This window comes from Streptomyces sp. NBC_01334 (genome assembly GCF_035983595.1).
Classification (GTDB): domain Bacteria; phylum Actinomycetota; class Actinomycetes; order Streptomycetales; family Streptomycetaceae; genus Streptomyces; species Streptomyces coriariae.
Genome location: NZ_CP130718.1, coordinates 688,104 through 712,404, shown reverse-complemented (window position 1 = coordinate 712,404; position 24,301 = coordinate 688,104). Strand labels below are relative to the sequence as shown.

The following is a 24,301-nucleotide window of genomic DNA, read 5'->3' as shown; positions in this document are numbered from 1 at the left end:
CTGCACGACCTCGTGCTGCTGCCCCTGTACGCCGCGGCCGACCGGGCCGTCGTACAGGGGCTCGGCGCGACCGGTCAGCGACGCCGGACGATGTACGTCCGGGTGCCGGCCGCGCTCTCCGGGCTGCTGCTGCTCGTGTGGTTCCCGCTGATCAGCGGGAGGGTGGAAGTCCGCTACCGGTCGGCGACAGGCCGCTCGGCGGACGGGTTCCTCGCCCACTGGCTGCTGATCACCGCGGTGCTCTTCGGCGGATCGGCGCTGCTCCTCGCGCTGCGACTGCGCAGGGCGAGGAAGCAGCGGCCGCCGGCCGTCCACTGACCGGCCGTCCGCCAGTCCTCGCGGCCCGCGTACCGCAGCAGGGCCGGCGTGCCGAGCCGCGCCCAGGGGAACGCCCGGCCGGTGCCGCCCGCCTCGGGAAGGCCGACGACCTCGACCTCGGCCCGCTCGTCCACGTCCACCGGCGCGGTCTCGGCGATCAGCAGGCCACCCGGGACGAGCAGAGCGGCAGCCCGGCGCAGAAGGGCGAGCGGGTCGCCGCCGATGCCGACATTGCCGTCGATGAGCAACACGGTCGCCCAGCGCCCCTCGCCCGGCAACGGGTCGAAGACCGACCGCCGCAGCGCCTGGCCGCCCAGCTCCAGCGTGTGGGCGACGGCGGCCTCGCTGACGTCGATGCCCAGCACGGGCCGTCCCCGGGCGGCGAGTTCGGCCACCAGCCGGCCTGGCCCGCAGCCCACGTCGAGCACGGCTCCCTCGCACCGGTCCAGGATCGCCAGATCGGCCGGGTCGGCGCGGGCGCACCACCGTTCCACCTCCAGCGGCAGCAGCCAGCCGTCGGCGCGGCGCAGGAACAGCGGGCCCCGGCCGGTGCGCAGGGCGGCGCTGTACGGGTCGGCGGCGGCCCAGTCGGCGGCGACCCCCGCGGCTTCCACGGCACCCGCTACCCTTGCCGCGTCGCCGTCGGATGCGGGGCCGGCCCCGGTGAGGTCGTAGGCGGTGCTCATCGGCCCACCGCCGCCGTGCACCCGGCGAGACGGTCGGCGAAGCGGCTGTGCGGGGCCAGCGCGGCGACGGCCGTCGCGTCCGCGGCCGTGTCCACGTCCCGCAGACACGGCAGGTCGCGCACCCGCAGCCCCGCGCCGACGAGCCGCGCCCGCTGCGCGGCCCCCGTCGAAGGCGTCGACATGGGCACGCCCCGCAGCAGAGCGGGATCGGGCGCGGCGAGCCCCAGCGCCCAGAAGCCGCCGTCCCGCGCCGGGCCGAAGTACGCGTCACAGCCGTCGAAGTCGGCGGTCAGCAGCTCCGGCGTCACCTGCGGGGTGTCCATCCCGATGAGAAGGGCCGGGCCGTCGCACCGGGCGAAGGCGTCCGCGAGCCGTTCGTCGAGTCCGCCCGCGCACTGCGGTACGACGTCGAAGCCGGACGGCAGCCAGGGTCCGGGGGCGCCGTCCAGCACCAGGACGCGGCGGGAGGCGGGCGTGGCCGCCACCACCCGCAGGGTGTCGGACAGCGCCGCCTCCGCCAGCGCGGCCGCCTCCCGTGGGGTGAACGGCGGGGTGAGCCGGGTCTTCACCCGGCCCGGCAGCGGCTCCTTGGCGATGACGAGCAGCGTGGTCACCGTGCGACTCCTTCGCGCGCCGGAACGCCGTTGAGGACGCGGCTCATGTCCCGGACCGCCTGCCAGGTGCCACGCCAGGTGCCCGTCACCTTCGAAACGCCCGTACGGGGCAGGTAGGGGACGTCGTGCTCGGTGATCCGCCAGCCCGCGTCGGCCGCGCGCACCACCATCTCCAGCGGGTAGCCGCTGCGCCGGTCGGTGAGCCCGAGGGCGAGCAGCGGCTCACGGCGGGCGGCCCGCAGCGGGCCGAGGTCGTGCAGGCGCAGCCCGGTGCGGCGGCGCAGCAGCCGGGCGAGCGCGAGGTTGCCGGCCCGGGCGTGCGCGGGCCACGCGCCCCGGCCGCTGGGCCGCCTGCGGCCGAGCACCAGATCGGCGGTGCCGGCGCGGACCTCCTGGACGAACGGGGCGAGCTGCCCCGGGTCGAGGGAGGCGTCGCAGTCGCAGAAGCAGACGACGTCGGCGGTGGCCGCGGTCAGTCCGGCGTGGCAGGCGGCACCGAAGCCCCTGCGCGGTTCGTGGACGACTCTCGCGCCGAGTGCGCGGGCGATCTCCGGCGAGCCGTCGGTCGATCCGTTGTCGACGACGATGGCCCGCCAGCCGCTCGGCACGCGGGCGAGAACCCAGGGGAGTGCCTCGGCCTCGTCGAGACAGGGGAGCACGACATCTACTTCTACGTCCGTTACTTCTACGTCCGTGGTCACGGTCCTCACCCTACGAACGCGAACCGGACAAACCGGTCTTCGGTTCCTTACGAAACGCGGACGTCCGGGCGCCGGGGCGGCCGAGGCGCGGCACGGACCGGGTCGCGGTGCGAGGCTGGGCGCATGCAGCAGCCGCACGAGTCCCCGCCCCCTCCACCGGCATCGGCCCGGGTCCTGGTCGTGGACGACGACCCCACGGTCTCGGAGGTCGTCGCCGGATACCTGGACCGGGCCGGCTATGTCGTCGACCGGGCCGACGACGGCCCGACCGCGCTGACCCGGGCCGCCGCGCACTGGCCCGACCTGGTGGTGCTGGACCTGATGCTGCCCGGCATGGACGGTCTCGAGGTGTGCCGCCGGATGCGCGGGCACGGGCCCGTGCCGGTCATCATGCTGACCGCGCGCGGCGACGAGGACGACCGGATCCTGGGCCTGGAGGTGGGCGCCGACGACTACGTCACCAAGCCCTTCAGCCCCCGTGAACTCGTGCTGCGGGTGGAGTCGGTGCTGCGCCGCAGCCGGCCCGCCACCGGTGCGCGGGTGCTGGGAGCGGCCGGCCTGTTCCTCGATCCCGGCGCCCGCCGCGCCACCAAGGACGGCAACGAACTCGCCCTCACCCTGCGTGAGTTCGACCTGCTCGCGTTCTTCCTGCGGCATCCCGGGCGGGCGTTCGGCCGGGAGGACCTGATGCACGAGGTGTGGGGCTGGGAGTTCGGTGACCTGTCCACCGTGACCGTCCATGTGCGCCGGCTGCGCGGCAAGGTCGAGGACGACCCGGCGAGGCCGCGGCTGATCCGGACGGTGTGGGGCGTGGGCTACCGCTTCGAACCCGGACCCGACCGAGAACCCGGACCCGACCGAGAGGGGGAGTGACCGTGCGCGACACCCTGCTCATCGCCCTGTTCGCCTTTCTCGGCGCCCTGCTCGCCGGGTTGCTCGGCGCGGGGGCGCTGTGGCTGCTGCGCCGCCGTTCGCTCACCGCGTCGCTCACCGTGGTGGCCGCCGTCGCCGTGACCGCGATGCTGGCGGGCACACTGGCCGTGGCGCAGGCGATGTTCCTCTCCGGGCACGACCTGAGCGTCGTGACGACGGTCGTGGCCATGGCCGCGGTGGTGTCACTGGCCACCGCCCTTCTGCTCGGCCGCTGGGTGGTCGCCCGCAGCCGTGAACTCACCCGTGCCGCCCGTTCGTTCGGCGACGGCGGCGCCTTCACCGCCCCCGACGGCCCGACCACCGCCGAACTGGACGCGCTGAGCCGTGAGCTGGCGGCGACCAGCGGGAAGCTCGCCGAGTCCCGGGACCGCGAACGCGCGCTGGAGGCGTCCAGACGCGAACTCGTCGCCTGGATCTCGCACGACCTGCGCACTCCGCTGGCCGGACTGCGGGCGATGTCGGAGGCGCTGGAGGACGGCGTCGCGGCCGACCCCGACCGCTATCTGCGCCAGATCCGCACCGAGGTGGAGCGGCTCAACGACATGGTGGGCGACCTGTTCGAGCTCTCCCGCATACACGCCGGCGCGCTCGCCCTGTCCACCTCGCGCATGTCCGTGTACGACCTGGTCGGCGACGCCCTCGCCGGTGCCTATCCGCTCGCCCGAGAACACGGCGTACGGCTCGTCGGCGGCCGGGTCGAGCCCCTTCCGGTCGAGGTGGACGGCAAGGAGATGAGCCGGGTGCTGGGCAATCTGCTCGTCAACGCCATCCGGCGCACGCCCACCGACGGCACGGTCGCCGTCGCCGCCGAACGCTCTCCTGCCGGGGTCGTCGTCTCCGTCACCGACGGCTGCGGCGGCATCCCCGAGGAGGATCTGCCGCGTGTCTTCGACACCGGGTGGCGCGGCACGCACGCCCGGACGCCGCCGGCCGGCGCGGGGCTGGGCCTCGCCATCGTGCGGGGGATCGTGGAGGCCCACCAGGGTTGGGCCACGGTACGCAACATCCCGGGCGGCTGCCGCTTCGAGGTGACCCTGCCGACGGCCCCCTGAGACTCCGCGGACGCCGGACGCCGGACGCCGGACGCCGGACGCCGGACGCCGGACGCCGGACGCCGGACGCCCGGCTCTCGTCCCCGTGCAGCGTGGGACGGGAGCAACCAGGCCGGGAACGACCGGGGGTGGAGGTGGCCCGGGACGGAGACGACCGGCATCAGAGCGGCCGGGAAGAGACCAGCCGGTCCCCTTCGTTCCCTTTCCGGCCGCTTCCGCGCCGGCTGCCTTCCGCGTCGGCCGCTTCCGTCTCCACGGCTTCCGCGTCGGCCGCTTCCGCCCCCACCGCGCCCGCTCCGGTCGTTCACTCCCCGCGCAGGCCGGCCCGTGCGAACTCCCGCATTCCCTCCTGGAACCCGACCTGGGGCTTCCAGCCCAGCTCGGTCCGCAGCCGGGCGGAGTCCGCCGTGATGTGGCGGACGTCGCCCAGCCGGTACTCGCCGGTGACGACCGGCTGGGGCCCGCCGTACGCGGCGGCCAGGGTCCGGGCCATCTCGCCCACCGTGTGCGGCTCCCCGCTTCCGGTGTTGTACGCCGTCAGCGCGCCCTTCGGCGTGTCGGCGTCCAGCGCGGCCAGGTTGGCGGCGGCCACGTCCCGTACGTGCACGAAGTCCCGCCGCTGCCGCCCGTCCTCGAAGACGCGCGGGGCCTCGCCCCGGGCCAGCGCGGAGCGGAAGAAGGAGGCGACTCCGGCGTACGGGGTGTCACGGGGCATCCGGGGCCCGTACACGTTGTGGTAGCGCAGCGACACGGCCGTCCGGCCCGTCGACCTGGCCCAGGCGGCGGCCAGATGCTCCTGGGCGAGCTTGGTCGTGGCGTACACGTTGCGCGGATCGGCGGGGGCGTCCTCGGCGACGAGCCCGGGGGCGAGAGCCCTGCCGCACGCCGGGCACGGCGGCTCGAACCGTCCCTCGTCGAGATCGGCGACGGCCCGTGGCCGCGGCCGCACCACCCCGTGCTCCCGGCACTCGTAGCGCCCCTCTCCGTAGACGACCATCGATCCGGCGAGCACGAGCCGTCCGATGCCGGCCGCGGCCATGGCGGCGAGCAGGACGGCCGTCCCCAGGTCGTTGCGTGAGACGTATTCCGCCGCGTCGGTGACCCCGTCGCCGAGACCGACCATCGCGGCCTGGTGACAGACGGCGTCGACGCCGTCGAGGGCGCGGGCGACGGCGACGGGGTCGCGCACGTCGGCGGCGGGGTCCTGCCGGACGTCGTACACGAGTGCCTCGTGCCCGCGCGCACGCAGGGCGTCGACGACATGGGACCCGATGAAGCCGGCACCGCCGGTGACCAGTACACGCATACGGCCACGCTAGGGCCGCGGCCGGGCCGGGACCCGCGACCCGACCGGCACGTCATCACTCCGTAAGACGCAGCGCGCGCGTCGGACCGGGACGGAACGGACTCTCCGCGAGACGCTTCCCAGGCCTTCAGCAAGGGAGACCGTCATGGCAGCCTCGCCCTCCTCCGGCGACACGTACCGCTTCGCCGACCTCAGCGCCCTGTTCGTCAACTGCACCCTCAAACCGTCTCCGCAGCTCAGCCACACCCAGGGCCTGGTCGACAAGAGCCGGGCCCTCATGGACGCGCACGGGGTGACCACCGACGAGATCCGGGCCGTCGACCACGACATCGCCCCCGGCGTCTACCCGGACATGACCGCACACGGCTTCGCCACCGACGCCTGGCCGGCCCTGTACGAGCGGGTGATGGCGGCCGACATCCTGGTGCTGGCCGGACCCATCTGGCTCGGCGACAACAGCTCCGTGACGAAGAAGGTCGTCGAGCGTCTCTACAGCTGCTCCGGGCTGCTCAACCCGCAGGGGCAGTACGCCTTCTACGGTCGGGTCGGTGGCTGTCTGATCACCGGCAACGAGGACGGCGTGAAGCACTGCGCGATGAACCTCCTCTACAGCCTCCAGCACCTCGGCTACACGATCCCGCCGCAGGCGGACGCCGGCTGGATCGGTCCGGCGGGTCCCGGACCTTCGTACCTGGATCCCGGTTCGGGCGGTCCGGAGAACGACTTCACCAACCGCAACACGACCTTCATGACGTGGAACCTGATGCACCTCGCGGCCCTGCTCAAGCGCAACGGCGGCGTCCCCGCCCACGGCAACCAGCGTTCGGAGTGGGACGCGGGCTGCCGCTTCGACGCGCCCAACCCCGACTACCGCTGAGGTGCGACCCCGACTACCGCTGAGGTGCGACCCCGACTGGCGTCGAGGTCCGACGCCGGCGACCGCTGACGTCCGACGCCGGCGGCCCACCGGCATCGAGACCCTGCGGAACACTGCCGGAACCCGGCAGTGCGCGGGCCCGCGCGGGTCGCGCATCATGACTGGCGGGGAGCACTACGGAGGGTTCCGGTGCCCGGCGTCCACCAGGTGCCGGGCACCGGAACCCCGGAGGTCAGTCCGTTGAGGTCGGACTCCGCCGGGTCAGCCTCGCCACGACGAGGCCCAGGACCAGAACCACCGGGACGGTCAGCTGGAGCCAGACGGACGTGGTCGCGTCGCCGCCGATGGACCGAGCCGCATCATGTTCGAGGAGCTGATCCCGCGCCTGGCCGGCATCCGGCCGGCCGGCGAGGTCCCGCGCGTGCGGTCCAACTTCGTCAACGGCATCAAGAAGCTGCCGGTCGAGGTGAGCCTGGCCTGACCACGTCGAGCCCACCCGCACACCTGCGCCCCGTACGACACGACGGCGCTCGCGCCGCCGGCCGGGGGTGACCCCGGCCGGCGGGCGCTCGAGACCGGGGTCAGAGCTGGCCGGACTCCGCGATGGTGATCTTCGCCGAGGTCGAACCGCTGCGCGAGCCGTAGGACTCGATCTTCTTGACGAGGGCCATGCTGGCCTCGTCGGCGACCTCGCCGAACACCACGTGCTTGCCGTCGAGCCAGTCGGTGACGATCGTGGTGATGAAGAACTGCGAGCCGTTGCTGTTGGGGCCGGCGTTGGCCATGGAGAGCAGGCCGGGCCGGTCGTGCTTGAGCTGGAAGTTCTCGTCGGCGAACTTCTCGCCGTAGATGCTCTTGCCGCCCGTTCCGTTGCCGCGGGTGAAGTCGCCACCCTGGAGCATGAAGTCGGGGATGACCCGGTGGAAGGAAGAGCCGGCGAAACCGAAGCCCTTCTCGCCGGTGGCCAGCGCGCGGAAGTTCTCGGCCGTCTTGGGGACGACGTCTTCGAACAGGTTGAAGTTGATCCGCCCGGCGGGCTCGTCGTTGATGGTGATGTCGAAGTAGATCTTGAACGTCATGGTTCTATCCTGCACGGTCGAGCGGGCCCTGCCGAATCGAGGGGTCGTGTCGGCCCTCACAGTCGCCGATCGGGGCGGTCGGCGAGGGCCGCCGCTCAGTCGACCGGCCAGGTGTGGGCGGGGGCGTTGAGGTGCATGTAGTCGATGTAGAGCTGCGTCATCCGCCGCAGCGCCTCGTGGCGGCCGGCCTGGGCGGAGGCGGTGATGCGATGGAACATCTCCTTCTGCCAGACGGCGCCGTTACGGCCGGTGACGCACCGCTGTTCGATGATTCCGAGGAGTGGCTCCCGCCAGGCCGCGTCCATCCCGGAGAGTTCCAGCCCCCGGTGGGCGAGCGGCAGCAGGCGCCGCAGAACGAGCTCGGCCACCGGCGCCTCGCCCATACCGGGCCAGTACAGCCGGGCGTCGATGCCGTCCCGCGCCGCCGTGTGCAGATTGTCCTCGGCGGCCCGGAAGGACATCCGCGACCACACCGGCCGCTCGTCCTCCACCAGGGCCCGGGTGAGGCCGTAGTAGAAGGCGCCGTTGGCGAGGGTGTCGGCGACGGTCGGACCGGCCGGCAGACAGCGGTTCTCCACCCGTACGTGCGGCTGGTCGTGGGCGACGGCGTAGACCGGACGGTTCCAGCGGTAGATGGTGCCGTTGTGCAGGGTCAGCTCGCCCAGCTCCGGAACGTCCCCTCCGGCCAGTGTCTCGCGCGGATCCTGCTCGTCGCACAGGGGCAGGAGTGCGGGGAAGTAGCGCAGGTTCTCCTCGAAGAGGTCGAAGACGCTCGTGATCCACCGCTCCCCGAACCACACCCGGGGCCGTACGCCCTGCACCTTGATCTCCTGCGGGCGGGTGTCGGTGGCCTGCTCGAACAGCGGGATACGGGTCTCGTGCCACAACTCCTTCCCGAACAGGAACGGCGAGTTGGCCGCCAGCGCCACCTGGACGCCGGCGACCGCCTGCGCCGCGTTCCAGTAGGCGGCGAACTCGTCGGGGGAGACCTGGAGATGGAACTGCGTACTGGTGCACGCGGCCTCCGGGGTGATCGTGTCCGCGTAGGTCCGCAGCCGGTCGACACCGTCCATCTCGATGTGCAGATCCTCGCCCCGCGCGGCGAACACCTGGTCGTTGAGCAGCCGGTAGCGGGCGTTCTCCGACAGCGCCGACTCGCCGACGTCCTCCTGCCGCAGCGTCGGGAGGATACCGATCATGATCAGATGCGTGCCGACCGTGCGGGCACGCTCCTCGGCGTGGTTGAGCGCGGCGCGGATCTCCGCCTCCCAGGCGTCGGGACCGCCCTGCGTCAGACGGCGAGGCGGCACGTTGATCTCGAGGTTGAAGCGGCCGAGCTCGGTGGACCAGGCGGGATCCGCGATCGCGTCGAGCACGTCGCTGTTGCGCATCGTCGGCTCGGCCTCGTCGTCGACCAGGTTCAGCTCGATCTCGAGACCCACCTGGGGCCGCTCGGACTCGAACCGCGACTCGCGCAGCATCTGCGCGAACACATCGAGGCACTCCTGCATCTTGATCCGGTACCGGCGGCGGTCCTCGCGGGTGAAGACCAGCGCCGGGACGTCACGTCCCATCGGCCCTCCCGGCTTGCCCTGTGTCGGACGCCCTTGCCTCCAGCGTCGCACCACCGGACGCCCCTCACCATGCGGGAAGCGACGCCGCCGACCATGAGCGCCGGCACGGAGTCGACGCGTGATCCGTGGCGGGGGCGGCGCCGTCCGCGGGGCCGTCAGGCGGCGGGCCGACCGCCCGTCCCCGCGCACGCGCGTCCCGGTGTTCGGCGGTCGCCGGGCGACCGGACACCAGGAGGGCTACTTGATCGGTTCCTCCAGCCGGGCCACCTCCTGCGCGGCGTCCCGGGCCGCCCGCTCCGCCCGGTCCACCGCCTGAGCGGCGGTCCGCAGCCGTTCCTCGGCCTCCTTCTGCTCCTGTTCGGCCTCACGGAGCTCCTGGCGCGCCCGGCGCAGCCGCTCCTCCGCCGCGGACTCGTGCTCACGGGCCCGTTCGCGCCGCTCGCGGGCCTGCTGGAGCGACGCGTCGGCATCGGCCCGTCCGTCGCTCAGCGCACGGAGCCGCCGGTCGGCGGCCTCCGCCGATCGCCGGGCCCGGCCGAGTTGCCCCTGCCGTAGGCGGCGCCGCTCGGCGAGTTCGTCCTTCGCCCGGGATCGCTCTTCCGGCGCCGCGGGAGCCGGTCGGGGCGGCCGGTGCGAGGGGCCGGCGGCCCCCGCGTCACGGGAGGGGAAGTCGGCCGGCGGGGTGAGGGCGCTCTCCAGACGCCCGGTGGCCCACCGCTCCGCCGCGTCCTCGTCGGTGAGCACCGCGCGCAGGGTGGACTCGACGTCCTGCCGAGCCGCGCCCGACAACGGGTGCCCGGCCTCACGGGCCAGCTCGGCGGCCTGCCGGGACAGCGCGGAGACGATGCTCCGGCGCTGCTCGGACAGCTCCCTGATCCCGTCGGAGTCCAGGGACCGGTACGCCTCGCGCAGCGCCCGTCCCAGCTCCAGGAACCGCCCGCTCTCCTGCGGCCGCGAGCGCAGCAGCAGGTTCGCCGCCCAGGCCGCGAGCGTGGGGCGCCGGGCGGCGTGGATCCGACGGGCATCGTCTCCGCGCCCGTCGCGCTTGGCTTCGGCGGCCAGCTGCTCCCGTCGGGAGACGAAGTCGGACGGCGGTGCGGCGTAGAGCTCGTCGAGCATCGGCTCCACGTCCTGCCCCGCAGTGGGTGGAGCGGGTCGTGCACCCTTTCGCGCCATGATCATCAGCGTCCACCCGGCCGGGCTCCCGCGCATCCCGACGGCGGGGAGCCGGGGCAGGGCCGGGTTCCGGCCAACCTGATCTCCCCTGAGTACGCGTACTCAGGTCCGGGGACGATCACCCCGGCAGAGTGTGGGGTTCATGACACATCACGGAGGAGCGAACATGAGCCGAGCGAGAAAATCCCTGGTCGTGACGGTGCTGGCCGTCTGTGCGCTGACCGCTGCCGGTACGGCGCCCGCCGCCGCGGCCGGGGATCCGCTGCTGCCGCACCCCGGTCCGGACGGTCTGGTGTGGGTGGAGGAGTGGACGGGGGACGGCGGCGTCGCGTCGGGAGGCGCCTGGGAGGGCCTGCCGACCGTCCTCACGGTGGCCTGCGAGGGCGGTGGCAGCGTGCGGGTGACGATGCGGTCGCAGGAGGCCGAGGTCGCCGCCTTCTCGGTCGACTGCCCGGCGGGGAGCGCCGGGGTGGGCTCGGCGACCATGGCCGCCGGCGTGGTGCGGGCGGGCTCCTTCACCGTGGGAGTGGACGCTTCGGCCGACGCCGTCCGGTGGTCGCTGACGGTGACTCAACCGGAGTAGCGGGCCCCGGGAGCGGCGAGCGCGCCCGCGCGGCCGTACGGGCCCCGCGTCCACCGCTCGCGGTCGGTCCCTGCCGGCACCCCCCGCCTCCCCGCCCTGTTCGTGGCCGCCGCCACGACCGGTCAGGTGTCCACGCCGGGCGCGCCTGCCCCTGCGCTGACGGGCCCTGCTGACGGAGATGTGCACCGGATGCGTCGTCAGCCGAGCGGGTTCAGACTGAGGGCGTGACTGGCATGTACACCAAACAGCAGGCGGGGAGTGCGCCGGAGGGCCCGCGCAGGCCTTCGCAGTCGGTGGCGCTCGCGGCCATGATGTTCGCGGTGGCGATGACGTTCATCGACCAGACCATCGTGGCGATCGCCGCACCGGACATCGTCAACGAACTCGGCCTGTCCGCCTCCGGTATGCAGTGGGTCGTCAACGCCTATCTGCTGGCGTTGGCCGCGTTCTTCGCCCTCGGCGGACGGCTGGCGGACCTGTTCGGTCCTCGACGCGTCGTCGTGGCGGGCACCCTGGTGTTCGTCGTCTCGTCGGTCCTGTGCGGCTGTGTACCGAGCGGCGACTTCGCGCTCACGTGGCTCATCGTCTTCCGGTCGACCCAGGGGCTCGGCGCGGCCCTGCTCTTCCCGGCGGCGCTCGCGGTGGTCGTGGCCGTCTTCCCGGTGGAGCGACGCGGCCGTGCCCTGGCCCTGTTCTTCGGTGTCACCGGGGCCCTGACCGCCATCGGGCCGCTTCTCGGCGGCTGGCTCACCGACTGGACCTGGCGGGCGATCTTCTGGGTCAACGTGCCCGTGGCCATCGTCGCGTTGATCCTGACCGCGCTCGCCCATGTGTCCGATCGACGCCGTGACGAGTCCCTGGACGTGCGGGGCGCGGTGCTGATCGCGGTCGGTATGGGTGCGAGCGTGCTCGGCTTCCAGCAGGCGTCGGCGTGGGGCTGGGACAGCGTGCTCACCTGGGTCTGCATCGTGGGCGGTCTGGCTGTGCTGTGGCTGTTCTGCCGCTACGAACTGCGCACGGCCCACCCGTTGGTCCAGCTCGCGGTCTTCCGGGACCGCGCCTTCGTGGCGGACGGACTCGTGCTGTTCTTCGCCATGTTCGCGTTCGTCCCGCTGTTCTTCTTCGCCTCCGTCTACGCGCAGGTGTCCCTCAGCGCCTCGCCCAACCAGGCGGCCCTGTACCTGCTGTACTTCTTCGTGGGCTTCGCGCTCGCCTCGCAGTGGGGCGGGCGCATCCTGGACAAGCGAGGCGCGCGGCCGGCCATGAAGATCGGTTGCGTGGTCGGAGCGGTGGGCTTCGCGCTCTGGGCCGGGAAGCTGACCGACCTGTCCATGCACGACCAGTGGCCCTACGCGGCCCTCGCGGGGGCCGGTATCGGCTTCATCCTCGCGCCTGCCTCCACCGACGCCGTGAACCGGGCGATCGACGCCTCCTACGGTGAGGTCACCGGCATCACCCAGACGATCCGCAACTACGCCGCGAGCGTGGGCCTGGCACTCTTCGGCACCGTGCTGACCCATCGCATGACCGACAACGTCACCGACACGCTCCAGTCGCGCGGAGTGCCGTCCGGGGCCGCGGAGAGCGCGGCGAGGAACGTCGCCGAGGCGATCACCGGGAATGCCGACGACCGGCAGCTCAGCGGAGACGGCCCGGTCGCGCGGACGGTGCAGGACTCGATGTCGGCGATCCGGATGGACTTCGCCGAGGCCAACCAGTGGGTGTTCTACGGGATGGCGATCGCCCTGGGCGTCGGATACCTGTGCGCGCTCCGGCACCCCGGCGGCACGAGCACGGAACGGACGGACGTGCCGTCGGACGACCGCTCGCCCACCCGTGACCGGGCTTCCCATTCCTGACGACGGGTGACGGGCGCCGGGCGTCGGACGAGAGCCGGTAGCCGGGAGCCGGGAAAGCCGGAAGGCTTCCCCGGCTCCCGGTTCTCAGCGGCTGCGAACGGCGCTGGTGGTGAAGAATCCCGTGGCCGCGGCGCTGAGCAGGGCGCAGACGGCGAGGAAGGCGGTACGTCGCATCGAGGGGCCTTTCCGGTGATGACGGATGGGTTCTGCACAACGCCGGTCGGGCCCCTGTCGCTTCGCCCCGGGGCCGACCCCACCCGTACGGATGCGGCCAAGCGTGTATGCGTGCCACCCTGTCCCGCGACCCCGGTGCCGTGCCCCGGCGCGATACGCCGCGTCCGGGGACTCAGGCGTTCACGTCCTCCACCCGTACCGGCCGCCGGAGCAGATAGGCCCCCGCCGTCGAGACGAGTACGGCCATGCACCCGATGAACACCAGCCCGGCACCCTCCAGGCCGAGGGGACCCACCAGCACACCCACGCCGATCACCGGCACCGAGATGCCCGCGTAGGCGACCACGAAGAGCGTCGAGATCACCGCCGCGCGCCGGTCCCCGGGAGACGCCCCGGCCACCGCGGACAGAGCCCCGCGAAACGCCAGCCCCTGTCCGACCCCGCCGACGATCGCGCTCAGCACCACCAGCGCCAGCACCTCCCACCGCAACGCGCCCGCGAGCAGCGCGAGCCCGGCCAGGAGCGCGGCGCAGCCCAGCGGCAGCGAGCGCCCGACCCCGACCCGGCCGACGACCAGCTGCCCGGCGGTCGAGGCGAAGAAGGCCAGCGCGACGATGAGACCGCTCACGGCGTGGTTGTCCACGTCGAGGGAGTCGGCGAGGAACGCCGGGCTGACCGAGGTGAACACGCCGAACAGCGCGAACCCCACGAACGAGGCGATCGCCGCCGGCCCGAACACCGCCCGCACCTCAGGGGGCAGGCCGGGCCGCTGCGGCCGTACGGTGCTCAGCGCTTTCCGGTGCCGCACGGTCTCCGGGAGCCACGCCACGACGGCGACCGAACAGGCCACCAGGGCGAGATGCACGGCGAACGGCAGGTACAGCGGCCAGTCGGCGTACTGCGCGAGCACTCCGGCGAGCAGTGGACCGCAGCCCAGCCCGCCCATGTTGGCGGCCGTCGCGACGAACGTGGCCCGGGAGGCGCCGCCGGGCGGAGCCAGGTCCATCACGTACGCCGTGGCGGCCCCGGTGAACAGCCCGGCGGACAGCCCCGACAGCAGCCGTCCCGCGTACAGCCAGCCCAGCCCCGTGGCGGCCAGGAAGGACACGGCGCTCGCCGCCGCGCAGCCCAGGCCCGCCATCAGCACCGGACGTCTGCCCACGGTGTCCGAGGCGTTGCCGGCCAGCAGCAGCACACCGATGACCCCGAAGGCGTACACCGCGTACACGACGGTGACCGTCAGCTCGGAGAAGCCGAACTTCTCCTGGTAGAGGCCGTAGAGGGGGGTCGGCAGCGTGGTGCCGGCCATGCACACGGCGAAGACGGCTCCGCCGAGCAGACAGGGGAGCCATCCTCGGTGATCACGGTCCATGGCGGCGACAGTAACCCCGCGCGGGGCGCCGCCGAGGCCCGACGTGCCCGACATCCGGCGAGTCGCCGTGCGGTCCCGGCTTTCCTGCCGGAGCCCGTCCAGGCGCGCCGGATAGCCCCGGGATCCGACGGCGACGGCGGCCGCGGACGGCAGAGTGAATCGTTAATCCACCGCAATATTGACTTTCGGCTTGACGAGCCAGAGGATTCCGGGGGTGACGCACTCCGCCCCCGGGCCCACCGGCCCGGCACTCTCCGCCGACCTCGACGAGGCGGCCCACCGTTGTCTCGTCGCGGGCTTCGACGGCACGACCACCGTCCCCGACACCCTGAAACGGCTCGTCGACCGCGGACTGGGCGGGGTCATCCTGTTCACGCGCAATGTCCGCGACGCCGACCAGGTCCGCGAACTCACCGGCACACTCCGGACGTTGCGCCAGGACCTGCTGATCGCCATCGACAACGAGGGCGGCGGCATCGGGCACCTGGTGGCCGCGGGCGCCCCCGAGGTGCCCGGTTCCTGGGCGCTCGGTGTCACGGACGACCCGCAGCTCACCGCCGCCTGCGCCGACGCCCTGGCGGGACACCTGCTCTCGCTCGGCATCACCGCCTCCTACGCCCCCGTCGCCGACGTCCAGCGCCGGCCCGAGAACCCCATCGTGCGCACCCGTGCCTTCGGGTCCGACCCCGAGCTGGTCTCCCGGCATCTGCGCGCCTGGATCGGGGCCACCGAGGCACGCGGCGTGGCCTCCTGCGCCAAGCACTTCCCCGGGCACGGCGGGACCGTAACCGACAGCCATCACGAGCTCGCGGTCGACCCGCGGCCCTACGAGCGGCTCGACCTCGCGCCCTTCCGGGCGGCCGTCGAGGCCGGTGTGCCCATGCTGATGAGCGCCCATGTCGTGTTTCCGGCGCTGGACCCGGACCGGCCCGCCACCCTCAGTCCGCGCATCCTCTCCGACCTGCTCCGCGGTGAACTCGGCTTCGACGGCGTGCTGGTGAGCGACGCGCTGGAGATGAAGGCCATCGCCGACCGCTACGGCGAGGCGGCCGGCGCGCGTCTCGCGCTCGCCGCGGGAGCGGACCAGGTCATCGTCGCCGTACCGGACCTGGAGGTCACCCTCGCCTGCCGGGACGCCGTGCTCGACGCGCTGCGGTCGGGGGAGCTGCCCGAGGCGCGGGTGACCGAGGCCGCGGAGCGGGTGCGACGGCTCGCGCTGCGCTACGCGCTGCCGTACCGGCCGGGCGCGGTGGCCGCGTGGGACACGGAGGCCGGGCCGACCGCGGCGCGGCGGGCCGTGCGCAGTGCGGGGCCGTCGCCGAGACCCGGTCCGGGCGCCCATGTCGTCGACCTCTTCCCGGCCCCGCACCCCGCGCTCAACTGGGGCGGCGAGGACCTCCTGACCGCCTGGCACGCCCTCGACCCGACGGTCACCGGGACGGCGTTCGCCGGGGAGCCGGAGGACGCCGGGGGCGTCGTGGAGGTCGTCGTCGAGGAGGTGTTGCGGGCGGCCGAGGGGCGGCCGCTGGTCGTCGCCGTGTGCGACGCCGAGCTGTACGTCTGGCAGGGGCGCCTGCGGGACGCGCTGCTGGCGGCGCGACCGGACGCCCTGCTGGTCTCCACCGGGTTGCCGGAGCCGGGCAGCGCGGTGTGCGCGCACGGCAGGGGGCGGGTCAACCTGCGGGCGCTGGCGGAGGTGCTGACGGGCCGCACCTCCTGACCGGGGCGGAGACTCCGGGGTCGGAGTTCCGGCCGGCCCCGGCCCCCGCCCTCCGCCCTCGCCGCTCGCCCCTCGCCTCCACCCCCGCCCCCGCCCCCCGGGCGTCTCACTTCCCGTCGATCAGCTCCGTGATTCCCCTCGCGGCCAGGTGTGCCGTGTCCGCCGCGCGCTCCGCCAGGACCACCGCCGGGCGGGTCCCCTCCTGGCGCAACCGCATCCAGGCGTCGAAGAACGCGCCGCCGGGGCCGGACACCGAACGCGTGGACGGGGTGCAGTGCAGGACCAGGGCCGTGGTCCGGGCCGGCGGAGGGCCGGGGGCGGCGCGGAGGTCGGCCACCGTGGCGGACAGCGCCTCCGCGATCGGTTTGGGCCGGCCCGCGGAGTCGAACAGGCCCAGCGTGTACTCCAGCTCCGGGAAGTCGGCCAGTGAGCGGTCGACGTCGTGCGAGCACCACCAGGTGACGCCCCACAGCCGCGCGCAGCCGGCCGCGTTGAGCAGTGTCGCGCGGGCGAAGTCGGGGGCGTCGGCCGCCGGGATGTGCGGCTCGGGCGCCCCGGTCTCCTGGACCCAGACCGGGCGGGCCGGATCGGTGGCGTAGGCCGCCGCCAGTTCCGTCCCGTACTCCGCGAGATGGTGCACCTGCGGTGAGCGCGGACCGTAGCGCCGCGCGCAGTCGGCGGAGAACACCCAGGGGTGGACGGTGGTCAGGTCGCCCTTGCGGGCCGAGGCCTGCGGGGTGAAGGGGTGGTCGTCGCCGTACCAGGCGGCGTCGTACGCCGAGTGCGTGACCAGGCCCGCGCCGTCGCCCAGTCCCTCCCGCGCGGCGGCCAGCAGCGTGTCGAGGTAGTGGTCCACCTCGGTCACCGACACCGGATTGTGCTCGACCAGGTTGTTGAGCTCGTTGCCGAGCTGGAGCCCGAGGAGACGGGGGTGACCCGACAGCGCGCGGCCCAGCGTGCGCAGCAGCAGCGCCTGGGCCTCGATCGCCTCCGGGTCGGTGAACACGTTGCGGTGGTGCCAGCTGCGCGTCCACTCCGGGTAGAAGTCGAAGCTCGACAGATGCCCCTGGACGCCGTCCACCAGGACGTCCAGGCCGCACTCGGCGGCCAGGTCCACCAGGCGGACGAGCTGGTCCACGGCCGACGCGCGGACCAGCGTGCGGTTGGGCTGGAGCAGCGGCCACAGATGGAAGACGCGGACGTGGTCCAGACCCAGCCCGGCGATCTGTGCCAGGTCCTCGCGCGCGAGCCCGGGATCGAAGTCGTGCCAGGCGTGGAACCAGCCCCGGCGTGGGGTGTAGTTGACACCGAAGCGGAGCTCGGGCGCGGACCGGTGCGTGTCGATGGTGTCCTCCTCGCGAGACGGACCTTGTCTCGGGCGAATGTATCAACCACCATGGGATGCAATGAATAGTGATTTGAACCAAGACCGCGATCTCGTGGTCGGCCTCGACGCCGGCGGCACGCGCACGCGTGCCGTCCTGGCGGACCTCGGCGACGGTCGGATCCGGGGCGAGGGCACGGCGGGTCCGGGCAACGCGCTCACCGTGCCCGGTCCCGAGCTCGCCGACCACCTCGCCGAGGCTCTCGCTCAGGCGGTGCCCGAACCGCTGCGCGGGCGGGTGGCCGCGGTGGCGGGCGGCTTCGCCGGCACCGGCCACCAGCGCCAGGGCGCCGACGAGCCCGGCCGGGTGCGGGCCCGCACGGCCCTGTCCGGCGCGCTCGCCCGGCTGGGCATCGCCGCCCCGACGGTCGACGTGCACAGCGACATCGAGACCACGTTCGCCACCGCCCCCGGTCATCCCGCCGACGGCCTGGTCCTGGTGGCCGGCACCGGCGCGGTCGCGGCCCGGATCGCCGCCCGGGCGCCGACCGCGACCTCCGGCGGCGACGGCTGGCTCCTCGGGGACGACGGCAGCGGCTTCTGGATCGGCCGCGCGGCCGTCCGCTCGGCCCTGCGGGCGGCGGACGGCCGGGGCGCGCCCACCGTCCTCGCCCGCGCGGTCGGCCGTGAGCTGGGGCTGCCGCCGGGCGTCCTGCCCCCCGAGGCCTACGGCGTCACGGACAACGCCGCCTGGAGCGCGGTCCTGCGCACCGCCTACCGCGCGCATCTGCTGCCCGCCGTCATGGACCGGCCGCCGGTCCGGCTGGCCGACCACGCGCCGCTGGTCGTCCGGGCCGCCGAGGAGAAGGACCCCGTCGCCGGGGAGATCCTGCGGGAGGCCGCGCGCCGGCTGACGGAGACCGTGACGGCCCTGGCCCCGCGCCCGGGCGAACCCCTGGTGGTCACCGGCGGCCTGCTCGCCCCGCACGGTCCCCTGCTCACCCCTCTCACCGAACGCCTGGCGCACCTCGCGCTCACGGTCACCCCCGTGTCGGACGGCTCCCCGGGCGCCGTGGCCCTGGCCCGCCTCGCCCATCGCACCGCCCGCTGAAGCGCTCCGCGCAGGAACGCCGCATGTCTTTCCAGGACCGCCCGGTCGCTCGGCCCCCGGATCCTCGCCCTGCCCACCGAACTGCCCGCTGACGTGCCCCGCGCAGGAACGCCGCATGTCTTTCCAGGACCGCCCGGTCGCTCCGCCCCGGATCCCCGTCCTGCCCACCGAACTGCGCGCTGACGCGCCCCGCGCAAGAGCACCCCCTGCCCTTCCAGGGCCACCGCCCCCTGACGCGCCCCGTGCAAGGACGTCCCATGCCCTCTCAGGACCACCCGGCCGCCCCGTACCTCGACCCGGCCGCCCCGCTGGACACCCGTGTCGCCGATCTTCTCGCCCGGATGACCCCGCGGGAGAAGGTCGGCCAGCTCAATCAGCGGATGTACGGCTGGGACGCCTACCGCCGCACAGCCGCCGGGGACTTCGAACTCACCGAGGCCCTGCACGCCGAGACCGAGCGCTTCGCGGGTCTCGGCGCCCTCTACGGTCTGATGCGCGCCGACGCCTGGTCCGGCGTCGACCACGGCGACGGACCCGGCCTCGAGGACAGCGCCGACCTCGCGGACCTGGTCCAGCGTCAGGTGCTGGAGCGCAGCCGGCTGCGGATCCCCGCCCTGTTCATCGAGGAGGTGCCGCACGGGCACATGGCCCTCGACGGCACCGTCCTCCCCGTCAACCTGGCGATCGGCGCCACCTGGGATCCCGCCCTGTACGAGCGGGCGGCGGCCCACGCCGCCGCCGAACTGCGGGCCCGGGGCGGCCATCTGGCGCTCGTCTCCGCGCTGGACATCGCCCGGGACCCGCGCTGGGGACGCACCGAGGAGTGCTTCGGCGAGGACCCGTATCTCGCGGCCCGGCTGACGGAGGCACTGGTCAGGGGGATGCAGGGCACGGGGGAGCGGTTCGCGGCGGACAAGGCGCCCGTCGTCCTCAAGCACTTCGCCGGCCAGGGCGCCACGGTCGGCGGCCGCAACTCCGCCGAGTCCGAACTCGGTCCGCGCGAACTGCACGAGATCCATCTCCCGGCCGCCCGGGCCGGAGTCCGGGCCGGGGCCGCCGCCGTCATGGCCGCCTACAACGAGGTGGACGGTCTGCCCTGCTGCGGCAACCGTGCCCTGCTCACAGGACTGCTCCGCGACCGCTGGGGTTTCGAGGGCCTGGTCATGGCCGACGGGCTGGCCGTGGACCGGCTGGCCCGCATCACCGGTGACAAGGTCTCCGCGGGTGCTCTCGCCCTCGACGCCGGGGTCGACCTCAGCCTCTGGGACGAGGGCTTCACCCACCTGGCGGAGGCCGTCGAACGGGGCCTGGTGAGCGAGGCCGCCCTGGACGCCGCCGTCGTCCGCGTCCTGCGGCTGAAGTTCCGGCTGGGCCTGTTCGAGCAGCCGTACACCCACCGCACGGCGGTCCCCGCCGACGCCGGACGGGAACTGAGCACCGAGCTCGCGCGGGCCTGTGTCACCCTCCTGCACAACACCGGGGGTGTCCTCCCGTTCGGGCCGGCCGTGCGGCGCGTCGCCGTGCTCGGCCCGCACGCCGCCACCACCGCCCACCAGCTCGGTGACTACACCGCCCCACAGCGCCCCGGCACGGGCGTGAGCGTCCTCGACGCGCTGCGCCGCCTCGTCCCGCCCGGCACGGACGTCCGCCACGCCCGGGGCGCGGCCCTCACCGGCGCCGACCTCACCGACATCCCCGAGGCGGTCGCGACGGCCGCCGCCAGTGACCTGGCCGTACTGGTGCTGGGCGGCAGCAGCGCCCGGACCCCCGACACGGAGTTCGACGCCAACGGGGCCGCGCGGACGGTCGTTTCCGAGATGACCTGCGGCGAAGGCGTCGACCTCGCCGGGCTGCGGCTGGGCCGGGCCCAGCACACGCTCCTGGACGCGGTCACGGCCACCGGCACGCCCACCGTCGTGGTCCTCGTCCAGGGCCGCCCGCACGCTGTTCCGGAGGCGGCGGACCGGGCCGCCGCGCTGCTCACCGCCTGGTATCCGGGCCCGTGGGGCGGCGAGGCGATCGCCGAGGTGCTCCTCGGGCTCACCGAACCCGTCGGCCGGCTGTCCGTCTCCGTGCCGCGCTCGGCCGACCGGCTCCCCGTCCACTACAACCACAAGGACACCGAATACGGCTCCTACGTCGACGGCGACGCCGGACCGCTCTACTCCTTCGGGCACGGGCTGTCGTACACGACGTTCCACCACGGGCCGCCCCGGTCGGCGGGGCACACGGTCGAGGTCGACGTCACCAACACCGGCGCCCGGCCCGGTCGCACCGTGGTCCAGCTCTACGTCCGCCGGCTGCGCGCCCCCGTCTGGCCGCGCACGCTCGAACTGCGGGCGTTCCGGAGCGTGGAGCTCGCGCCGGGGGAGCGCCGTACGGTCGCGATACACCTCGGCGCCGACCGACTGGAGCTGGTCGGCGCCGATCTGGAGACGGTCGTACCGTCACAGGCGGTGGAGATCCGGGTGGCGGTGTCGGCAGCGGAGGCGCTCACCGCCGTCCCCCTCGTGCTCGAGGTCGGGCGCGATCAGAGTTTGACGGCCCCCGACGACACGCCCTTGTAGAACCACCGCTGCGTGATCACGAACAGCACCAGCACCGGGACCACCGAGATCACCGAGCCGGCCATCACCACCCGCTGGTCGTAGCCGAACGACGAACTCTGCAGCCGGGAGAGCCCCAGCGTCAGCGTCATGTGGTCCTCGGAGCGCAGCACGATCAGCGGCCAGAGGAAGTCGTCCCAGGCACTGATGAAGGTGTTGACCGTGACCACCAGGATCGCGCCCCAGGCGGACGGCAGATACAGGTGCCGGAAGCGCTGCCACTCGTTCGCGCCGTCGAGCATCGCCGAGTCCTCGATCTCGCGCGGCACCGCCAGGAACGCGCCACGCATCAGCAGGACGTTGATGGCGCCGACGAACCCGGGCAGCCACACGCCCGCCAGGCTGTCGACCAGACCCAGGTCGCGGATGCTCAGGAACAGCGACACCATGATCGACTCGAAGGGGAACATCATGGAGGCGACCAGCACGACCCAGACCGCCGTGCGGCCCTTCCAGCCCGGCTTGGAGAGGATGTAGCCGGCCGTGGTGGAGAACAGCAGCTGGCTGGTGACCGACAGGGCGACCACGATCACGCTGTTCCTGATGTACGTGGCCACCGGCACCTGCTCGAAGACCTGCCGGTAGGCCCGCAGCGTCGGGTGGTGCGGCAGCAGCGAGGCGTCGGCCCCGAAGACGTCCTCGCTCGTGCTCTTCAGCGAGGCCAGGAGCTGCCAGACCAGCGGGCCGACGGTGATGCCCAGCACGAAGAGCAACAGCAGGTAGCGGACGACCAGTTCACGGGGGCGGCCGTAGTCCCGCCAGCGCGGCACCGGCCGCCGGGGCCTGTCCACCGCCGTCGTCATGACTCGTCCTCCTTCGTCAGGCGCTGCGCCAGCAGGGTCAGCCCCAGCGTCAGCGCGAACAGGGCCACACTGACCGCCGAGCCGTAGCCGGCGTTGCCGGTGAGCGGGTCCAGGCCGACGTCCCGGATGTAGAAGGGCAGGGTGCGGTCGGCGCCGCCGGGCCCGCCGGTGGAGCTGCCCAGCATGTAGATCTCCGTGAACACCCGCAGCGAGCCGATGCCGGTCAGGGTGCCGACCAGCATCATGGCCTGCCGTACACCCGGCACCGTGATGTGCCAGAAGCGGCGGACCGTACCGGCGCCGTCCATGGACGCCGCCTCGTGCAGCTCCTTCGGCACGTTCCCCAGCGCGGCCAGATAGAAGATCATGTACCAGCCGAGCCCCTTCCACAGCGTCAGGCCCATGGCCGAGAACAGGATCAGCCAGGAGTCGGACAGGAAGGGGATGGCGTCCCTGATCAGATGGGCCTTCTCCAACCAGGTGTTGATCAGCCCGTCGTCGGCCAGCAGCCACTGCCAGCTCAGTCCCACGACCACGCTGGAGGCGAGCACCGGCGTGTAGAAGGCGGAGCGGAAGAAGCCGATGCCGGGCAGGTTCTTCTCCACCAGGACGGCCAGCATCAGCGGCAGAAGCACCATCAGCGGTACGACGATCACCGCGTACAGGACGCTGTTGCGGGTCGCGAGCCAGAAGTCGGAGTCGTCGAGCATCCGGGTGTAGTTGGACAGTCCGACGAAGTCCGCGGCGCCGCCGAGCGGCTTGGCGTCGGTGAACGACAGCAGGACGGTGTTGAGGAACGGGAACACGCCGAACACCACTGCGCAGACGACGGCGGGCGCGGTCCACAGCCAGGGCAGCCACCAACGGCGGTACAGCGCCGCTCCGTTGGCGCCGGCCGAGGGTCCTGGCAACAGGGCCCGGCCGAGGCGTCGGACCCGGGACGGGGCCGGGCCCGGCACGGAGGCGCGCCCCCCACCGGGCACGGTGACGGTGCGCTCCGCACCGGGCACGGACACCGGGTTCGTGGTCTGGGCCGCCACGATCAGCCCGCCTGCTTCAGCAGCTCGTCGGCCTTCGACTGGGCGTCCTTCACGGCCTGTTCGGGGCTCTTCTTGCCCTGCATCGCCAGCTGCACCTGCGCCACGATCGCGTTCTGCACGGCCGGGGAGAGGTTGGTCTGGTACGCGGTGGTGGTCTTGAGCTGTTCGGCGACGAGCTTGCGGGCCTCCGAGAAGGGGTCGTCCCCGGTCACCTTCTGGAAGAACGGGTCGTCCAGCGAGACGGTGGTCGTGGGGAAGATCACCACGTCCGGGTCCTTGCACCAGGCCGTCTGGTTCTCGGCGTCGGTGAGGAACTTCGCGAAGGCGAGCGCCGCGGGCGCGTGCTTGCTGGTGGCGGCGACCCCGATGTACTGCGGTGCCCCCGTGGTGTGGCCGAGCTTGTCGTAGGGCTGCTGGCCGACGCCGGTCTTGGCGTACACCGACGGACTGTTCTGCTTCACGAACCGCACGAAGCTCGGGTTCGTCGAGCCGTAGGCGACCTTGCCCTGGCTGTACAGCGTGGAGGGGTCGTTGCTGGAGGACAGCGAGTCCTTCGGCATGGCCCCTTCCTTGTACAGCTTCGCCATCCAGGCGACCCACTCGGTGGTCCGCGGATCATCGGCGAAGACGGCGGACTTGCCGTCGTCGGCCAGCATCTTGATGTTCATCTGGTCGAAGTCGGCCGGGATCCGCCAGACCGGGTTCGCCATCGTCGCGTAGTACTTGCCCCGGCCCGCCTTGGCGATCTTCTCGTAGTCGGCGAACAGCCCGAACAGGGTCGTCGGAGGTTTCGCCGGGTCGATCCCGGCCTGCTCCAGCAGATCGGTGTTGTACGTCAGGACGATGCCGCCGGTGTACCAGGGGAGCACCGTGTGCTGCGGCATGCCCGAGGAGTCCTTCATGGTGCTGGAGTTCCAGAACGCCGGGACGAACGGCTGCTTGGCGTCGGGGTCCTTGACGCCGAGGTCGAGCAGGTAGCCGGCCTTGGTGAGGGCCGTCCCCGTCTCGGAGTTGAGGTTGAGGACGTCCGGCAACGTACAGGCCTGGGCGTCGGCGACGGTGCGCTGGGTGAAGGTGTTGTCGCCGGGGTCGTCGATCCACTTGACCGACGCGTCGGGGTGGGCCTTCTCGAACGCCTTGATCACGCCGTTGAAGAAGTCGCCGAAGTCCTTCTTCAGGTTGGTCGTCTGGAAGGTGATCTTCCCCTCGACGTCCCCCGTGAGCTTCCCGGAACCGACGTTGCCCTGGTCGACCTCGCAGCCGCCGGCCGTGGCGTCCCCGCTGTCGGAGCCGCCCGACAGGCCGCAGCCGGCCGCGGTCAGGGCCAGGGCTATGACGCCTGCCAAGGTTCCGGTCAGTCTTCCCGCACGCATGTTGCCTCCTGCGATCCGTC

At 73.1% G+C, this 24,301-nt stretch carries 20 protein-coding genes; 8 read left to right on the top strand and 12 right to left on the bottom strand.

Features of this window, described 5'->3' with window-relative positions; translation table 11 throughout:
- Positions 1-173: 173 nt before the first annotated feature.
- Genes OG736_RS03195 through OG736_RS03185 form a run of 3 tightly spaced genes read right to left on the bottom strand, consistent with a single transcriptional unit; the run spans position 174 to position 2,328 of the window.
- Positions 174-1,004 carry a class I SAM-dependent methyltransferase gene (locus OG736_RS03195; protein WP_327181036.1) on the bottom strand — a complete coding sequence of 277 codons (831 nt, stop codon included), beginning with the start codon at positions 1,002-1,004 and terminating at the stop codon, positions 174-176.
- A complete protein-coding gene (locus tag OG736_RS03190) occupies positions 1,001-1,618 on the bottom strand; it encodes a TIGR04282 family arsenosugar biosynthesis glycosyltransferase (RefSeq protein ID WP_327181035.1) in 618 nt (205 codons plus the stop codon). Before OG736_RS03190 ends, OG736_RS03195 begins: the two co-directional genes overlap by 4 nt.
- Positions 1,615-2,328: a glycosyltransferase family 2 protein gene (locus OG736_RS03185; RefSeq protein ID WP_442816995.1), complete on the bottom strand. Its 714-nt coding sequence runs from the start codon at positions 2,326-2,328 to the stop codon at positions 1,615-1,617. Before OG736_RS03185 ends, OG736_RS03190 begins: the two co-directional genes overlap by 4 nt.
- A gap of 114 nt (positions 2,329-2,442) precedes the next feature.
- Between OG736_RS03185 and OG736_RS03180 the strand changes: the two genes are divergently transcribed.
- Both OG736_RS03180 and OG736_RS03175 read left to right on the top strand, forming a co-directional pair.
- A complete protein-coding gene (locus OG736_RS03180; protein WP_327181033.1) occupies positions 2,443-3,192 on the top strand; it encodes a response regulator transcription factor in 750 nt (249 codons plus the stop codon).
- 2 nt (positions 3,193-3,194) lie between these two features.
- Complete coding sequence (locus tag OG736_RS03175; protein WP_327181032.1) at positions 3,195-4,304, top strand: sensor histidine kinase; 1,110 nt, start codon at positions 3,195-3,197, stop codon at positions 4,302-4,304.
- Between the two features lie 304 nt (positions 4,305-4,608).
- On the opposite strand, the gene OG736_RS03170 is transcribed toward OG736_RS03175, so the two are convergent.
- Complete coding sequence (locus OG736_RS03170) at positions 4,609-5,610, bottom strand: NAD-dependent epimerase/dehydratase family protein (RefSeq protein ID WP_327181031.1); 1,002 nt, start codon at positions 5,608-5,610, stop codon at positions 4,609-4,611.
- 145 nt (positions 5,611-5,755) lie between these two features.
- Here OG736_RS03170 and OG736_RS03165 point away from each other — a divergent pair, with 145 nt between their 5' ends.
- Positions 5,756-6,487, top strand: coding sequence for a flavodoxin family protein (locus OG736_RS03165; protein ID WP_327181030.1), 732 nt, complete (start codon positions 5,756-5,758; stop codon positions 6,485-6,487).
- Positions 6,488-7,068: 581 nt separating this feature from the next.
- Here OG736_RS03165 and OG736_RS03160 read toward each other — a convergent pair.
- The 3 genes from OG736_RS03160 to OG736_RS03150 all read right to left on the bottom strand — a co-directional run bounded on the left by OG736_RS03160 (position 7,069) and on the right by OG736_RS03150 (position 10,316).
- Positions 7,069-7,566: a peptidylprolyl isomerase gene (locus OG736_RS03160; protein WP_171395077.1), complete on the bottom strand. Its 498-nt coding sequence runs from the start codon at positions 7,564-7,566 to the stop codon at positions 7,069-7,071.
- A 95-nt stretch (positions 7,567-7,661) separates the two neighbouring features.
- The gene (locus OG736_RS03155) at positions 7,662-9,140 is read right to left on the bottom strand and encodes a glutamate-cysteine ligase family protein (RefSeq protein ID WP_327181029.1); all 1,479 of its coding nucleotides are present in this window, start codon (positions 9,138-9,140) and stop codon (positions 7,662-7,664) included.
- Between the two features lie 237 nt (positions 9,141-9,377).
- A complete protein-coding gene (locus OG736_RS03150; RefSeq protein WP_327181028.1) occupies positions 9,378-10,316 on the bottom strand; it encodes a hypothetical protein in 939 nt (312 codons plus the stop codon).
- Between the two features lie 166 nt (positions 10,317-10,482).
- On the opposite strand from OG736_RS03150, the gene OG736_RS03145 reads away from it, so the two are divergent.
- Both OG736_RS03145 and OG736_RS03140 read left to right on the top strand, forming a co-directional pair.
- Positions 10,483-10,899 (top strand): hypothetical protein, encoded by a 417-nt coding sequence (locus tag OG736_RS03145; protein WP_327181027.1) that lies wholly within the window; start codon positions 10,483-10,485, stop codon positions 10,897-10,899.
- Positions 10,900-11,132: 233 nt separating this feature from the next.
- Positions 11,133-12,758: an MFS transporter gene (locus tag OG736_RS03140; RefSeq protein ID WP_327187497.1), complete on the top strand. Its 1,626-nt coding sequence runs from the start codon at positions 11,133-11,135 to the stop codon at positions 12,756-12,758.
- 346 nt (positions 12,759-13,104) lie between these two features.
- On the opposite strand, the gene OG736_RS03135 is transcribed toward OG736_RS03140, so the two are convergent.
- Entirely contained in the window at positions 13,105-14,304 is a 1,200-nt protein-coding gene (locus tag OG736_RS03135; protein ID WP_327181026.1) for an MFS transporter, read from the bottom strand.
- A gap of 214 nt (positions 14,305-14,518) precedes the next feature.
- Here OG736_RS03135 and OG736_RS03130 point away from each other — a divergent pair, with 214 nt between their 5' ends.
- Positions 14,519-16,024, top strand: coding sequence for a glycoside hydrolase family 3 N-terminal domain-containing protein (locus tag OG736_RS03130; RefSeq protein ID WP_327181025.1), 1,506 nt, complete (start codon positions 14,519-14,521; stop codon positions 16,022-16,024).
- A gap of 106 nt (positions 16,025-16,130) precedes the next feature.
- Here OG736_RS03130 and OG736_RS03125 read toward each other — a convergent pair whose 3' ends face one another.
- Complete coding sequence (locus tag OG736_RS03125) at positions 16,131-17,162, bottom strand: glycoside hydrolase 5 family protein (RefSeq protein WP_327181024.1); 1,032 nt, start codon at positions 17,160-17,162, stop codon at positions 16,131-16,133.
- Between the two features lie 268 nt (positions 17,163-17,430).
- Between OG736_RS03125 and OG736_RS03120 the strand changes: the two genes are divergently transcribed.
- Together OG736_RS03120 and OG736_RS03115 are read left to right on the top strand one after the other, a co-directional pair.
- Entirely contained in the window at positions 17,431-18,459 is a 1,029-nt protein-coding gene (locus tag OG736_RS03120; protein ID WP_327181023.1) for an N-acetylglucosamine kinase, read from the top strand.
- Positions 18,460-18,716: 257 nt separating this feature from the next.
- A complete protein-coding gene (locus OG736_RS03115; RefSeq protein WP_327181022.1) occupies positions 18,717-21,026 on the top strand; it encodes a glycoside hydrolase family 3 N-terminal domain-containing protein in 2,310 nt (769 codons plus the stop codon).
- Here OG736_RS03115 and OG736_RS03110 read toward each other — a convergent pair.
- Genes OG736_RS03110 through OG736_RS03100 form a run of 3 tightly spaced genes read right to left on the bottom strand, consistent with a single transcriptional unit; the run spans position 20,990 to position 24,281 of the window.
- Complete coding sequence (locus OG736_RS03110) at positions 20,990-21,868, bottom strand: carbohydrate ABC transporter permease (RefSeq protein ID WP_327181021.1); 879 nt, start codon at positions 21,866-21,868, stop codon at positions 20,990-20,992. The genes OG736_RS03115 and OG736_RS03110 overlap by 37 nt on opposite strands.
- On the bottom strand, positions 21,865-22,911 hold the full coding sequence (locus OG736_RS03105; RefSeq protein ID WP_442817153.1) for a carbohydrate ABC transporter permease: 1,047 nt from the start codon (positions 22,909-22,911) through the stop codon (positions 21,865-21,867). The genes OG736_RS03110 and OG736_RS03105 overlap by 4 nt, the downstream gene beginning before the upstream one ends.
- A complete protein-coding gene (locus tag OG736_RS03100; RefSeq protein ID WP_327181020.1) occupies positions 22,911-24,281 on the bottom strand; it encodes an extracellular solute-binding protein in 1,371 nt (456 codons plus the stop codon). Before OG736_RS03100 ends, OG736_RS03105 begins: the two co-directional genes overlap by 1 nt.
- Positions 24,282-24,301: the final 20 nt, after the last annotated feature.

Coding starts and splice junctions, on each gene's coding strand:
- OG736_RS03100 (WP_327181020.1), bottom strand. CDS start 24,281: ATGCGTGCGGGAAGACTGACCGGAACCTTGGCAGGCGTCATAGCCCTG.
- OG736_RS03145 (WP_327181027.1), top strand. CDS start 10,483: ATGAGCCGAGCGAGAAAATCCCTGGTCGTGACGGTGCTGGCCGTCTGT.
- OG736_RS03135 (WP_327181026.1), bottom strand. CDS start 14,304: ATGGACCGTGATCACCGAGGATGGCTCCCCTGTCTGCTCGGCGGAGCC.
- OG736_RS03120 (WP_327181023.1), top strand. CDS start 17,431: ATGAATAGTGATTTGAACCAAGACCGCGATCTCGTGGTCGGCCTCGAC.
- OG736_RS03170 (WP_327181031.1), bottom strand. CDS start 5,610: ATGCGTGTACTGGTCACCGGCGGTGCCGGCTTCATCGGGTCCCATGTC.
- OG736_RS03180 (WP_327181033.1), top strand. CDS start 2,443: ATGCAGCAGCCGCACGAGTCCCCGCCCCCTCCACCGGCATCGGCCCGG.
- OG736_RS03195 (WP_327181036.1), bottom strand. CDS start 1,004: ATGAGCACCGCCTACGACCTCACCGGGGCCGGCCCCGCATCCGACGGC.
- OG736_RS03150 (WP_327181028.1), bottom strand. CDS start 10,316: ATGGCGCGAAAGGGTGCACGACCCGCTCCACCCACTGCGGGGCAGGAC.
- OG736_RS03165 (WP_327181030.1), top strand. CDS start 5,756: ATGGCAGCCTCGCCCTCCTCCGGCGACACGTACCGCTTCGCCGACCTC.
- OG736_RS03155 (WP_327181029.1), bottom strand. CDS start 9,140: ATGGGACGTGACGTCCCGGCGCTGGTCTTCACCCGCGAGGACCGCCGC.
- OG736_RS03160 (WP_171395077.1), bottom strand. CDS start 7,566: ATGACGTTCAAGATCTACTTCGACATCACCATCAACGACGAGCCCGCC.
- OG736_RS03140 (WP_327187497.1), top strand. CDS start 11,133: ATGTACACCAAACAGCAGGCGGGGAGTGCGCCGGAGGGCCCGCGCAGG.
- OG736_RS03110 (WP_327181021.1), bottom strand. CDS start 21,868: ATGACGACGGCGGTGGACAGGCCCCGGCGGCCGGTGCCGCGCTGGCGG.
- OG736_RS03115 (WP_327181022.1), top strand. CDS start 18,717: ATGCCCTCTCAGGACCACCCGGCCGCCCCGTACCTCGACCCGGCCGCC.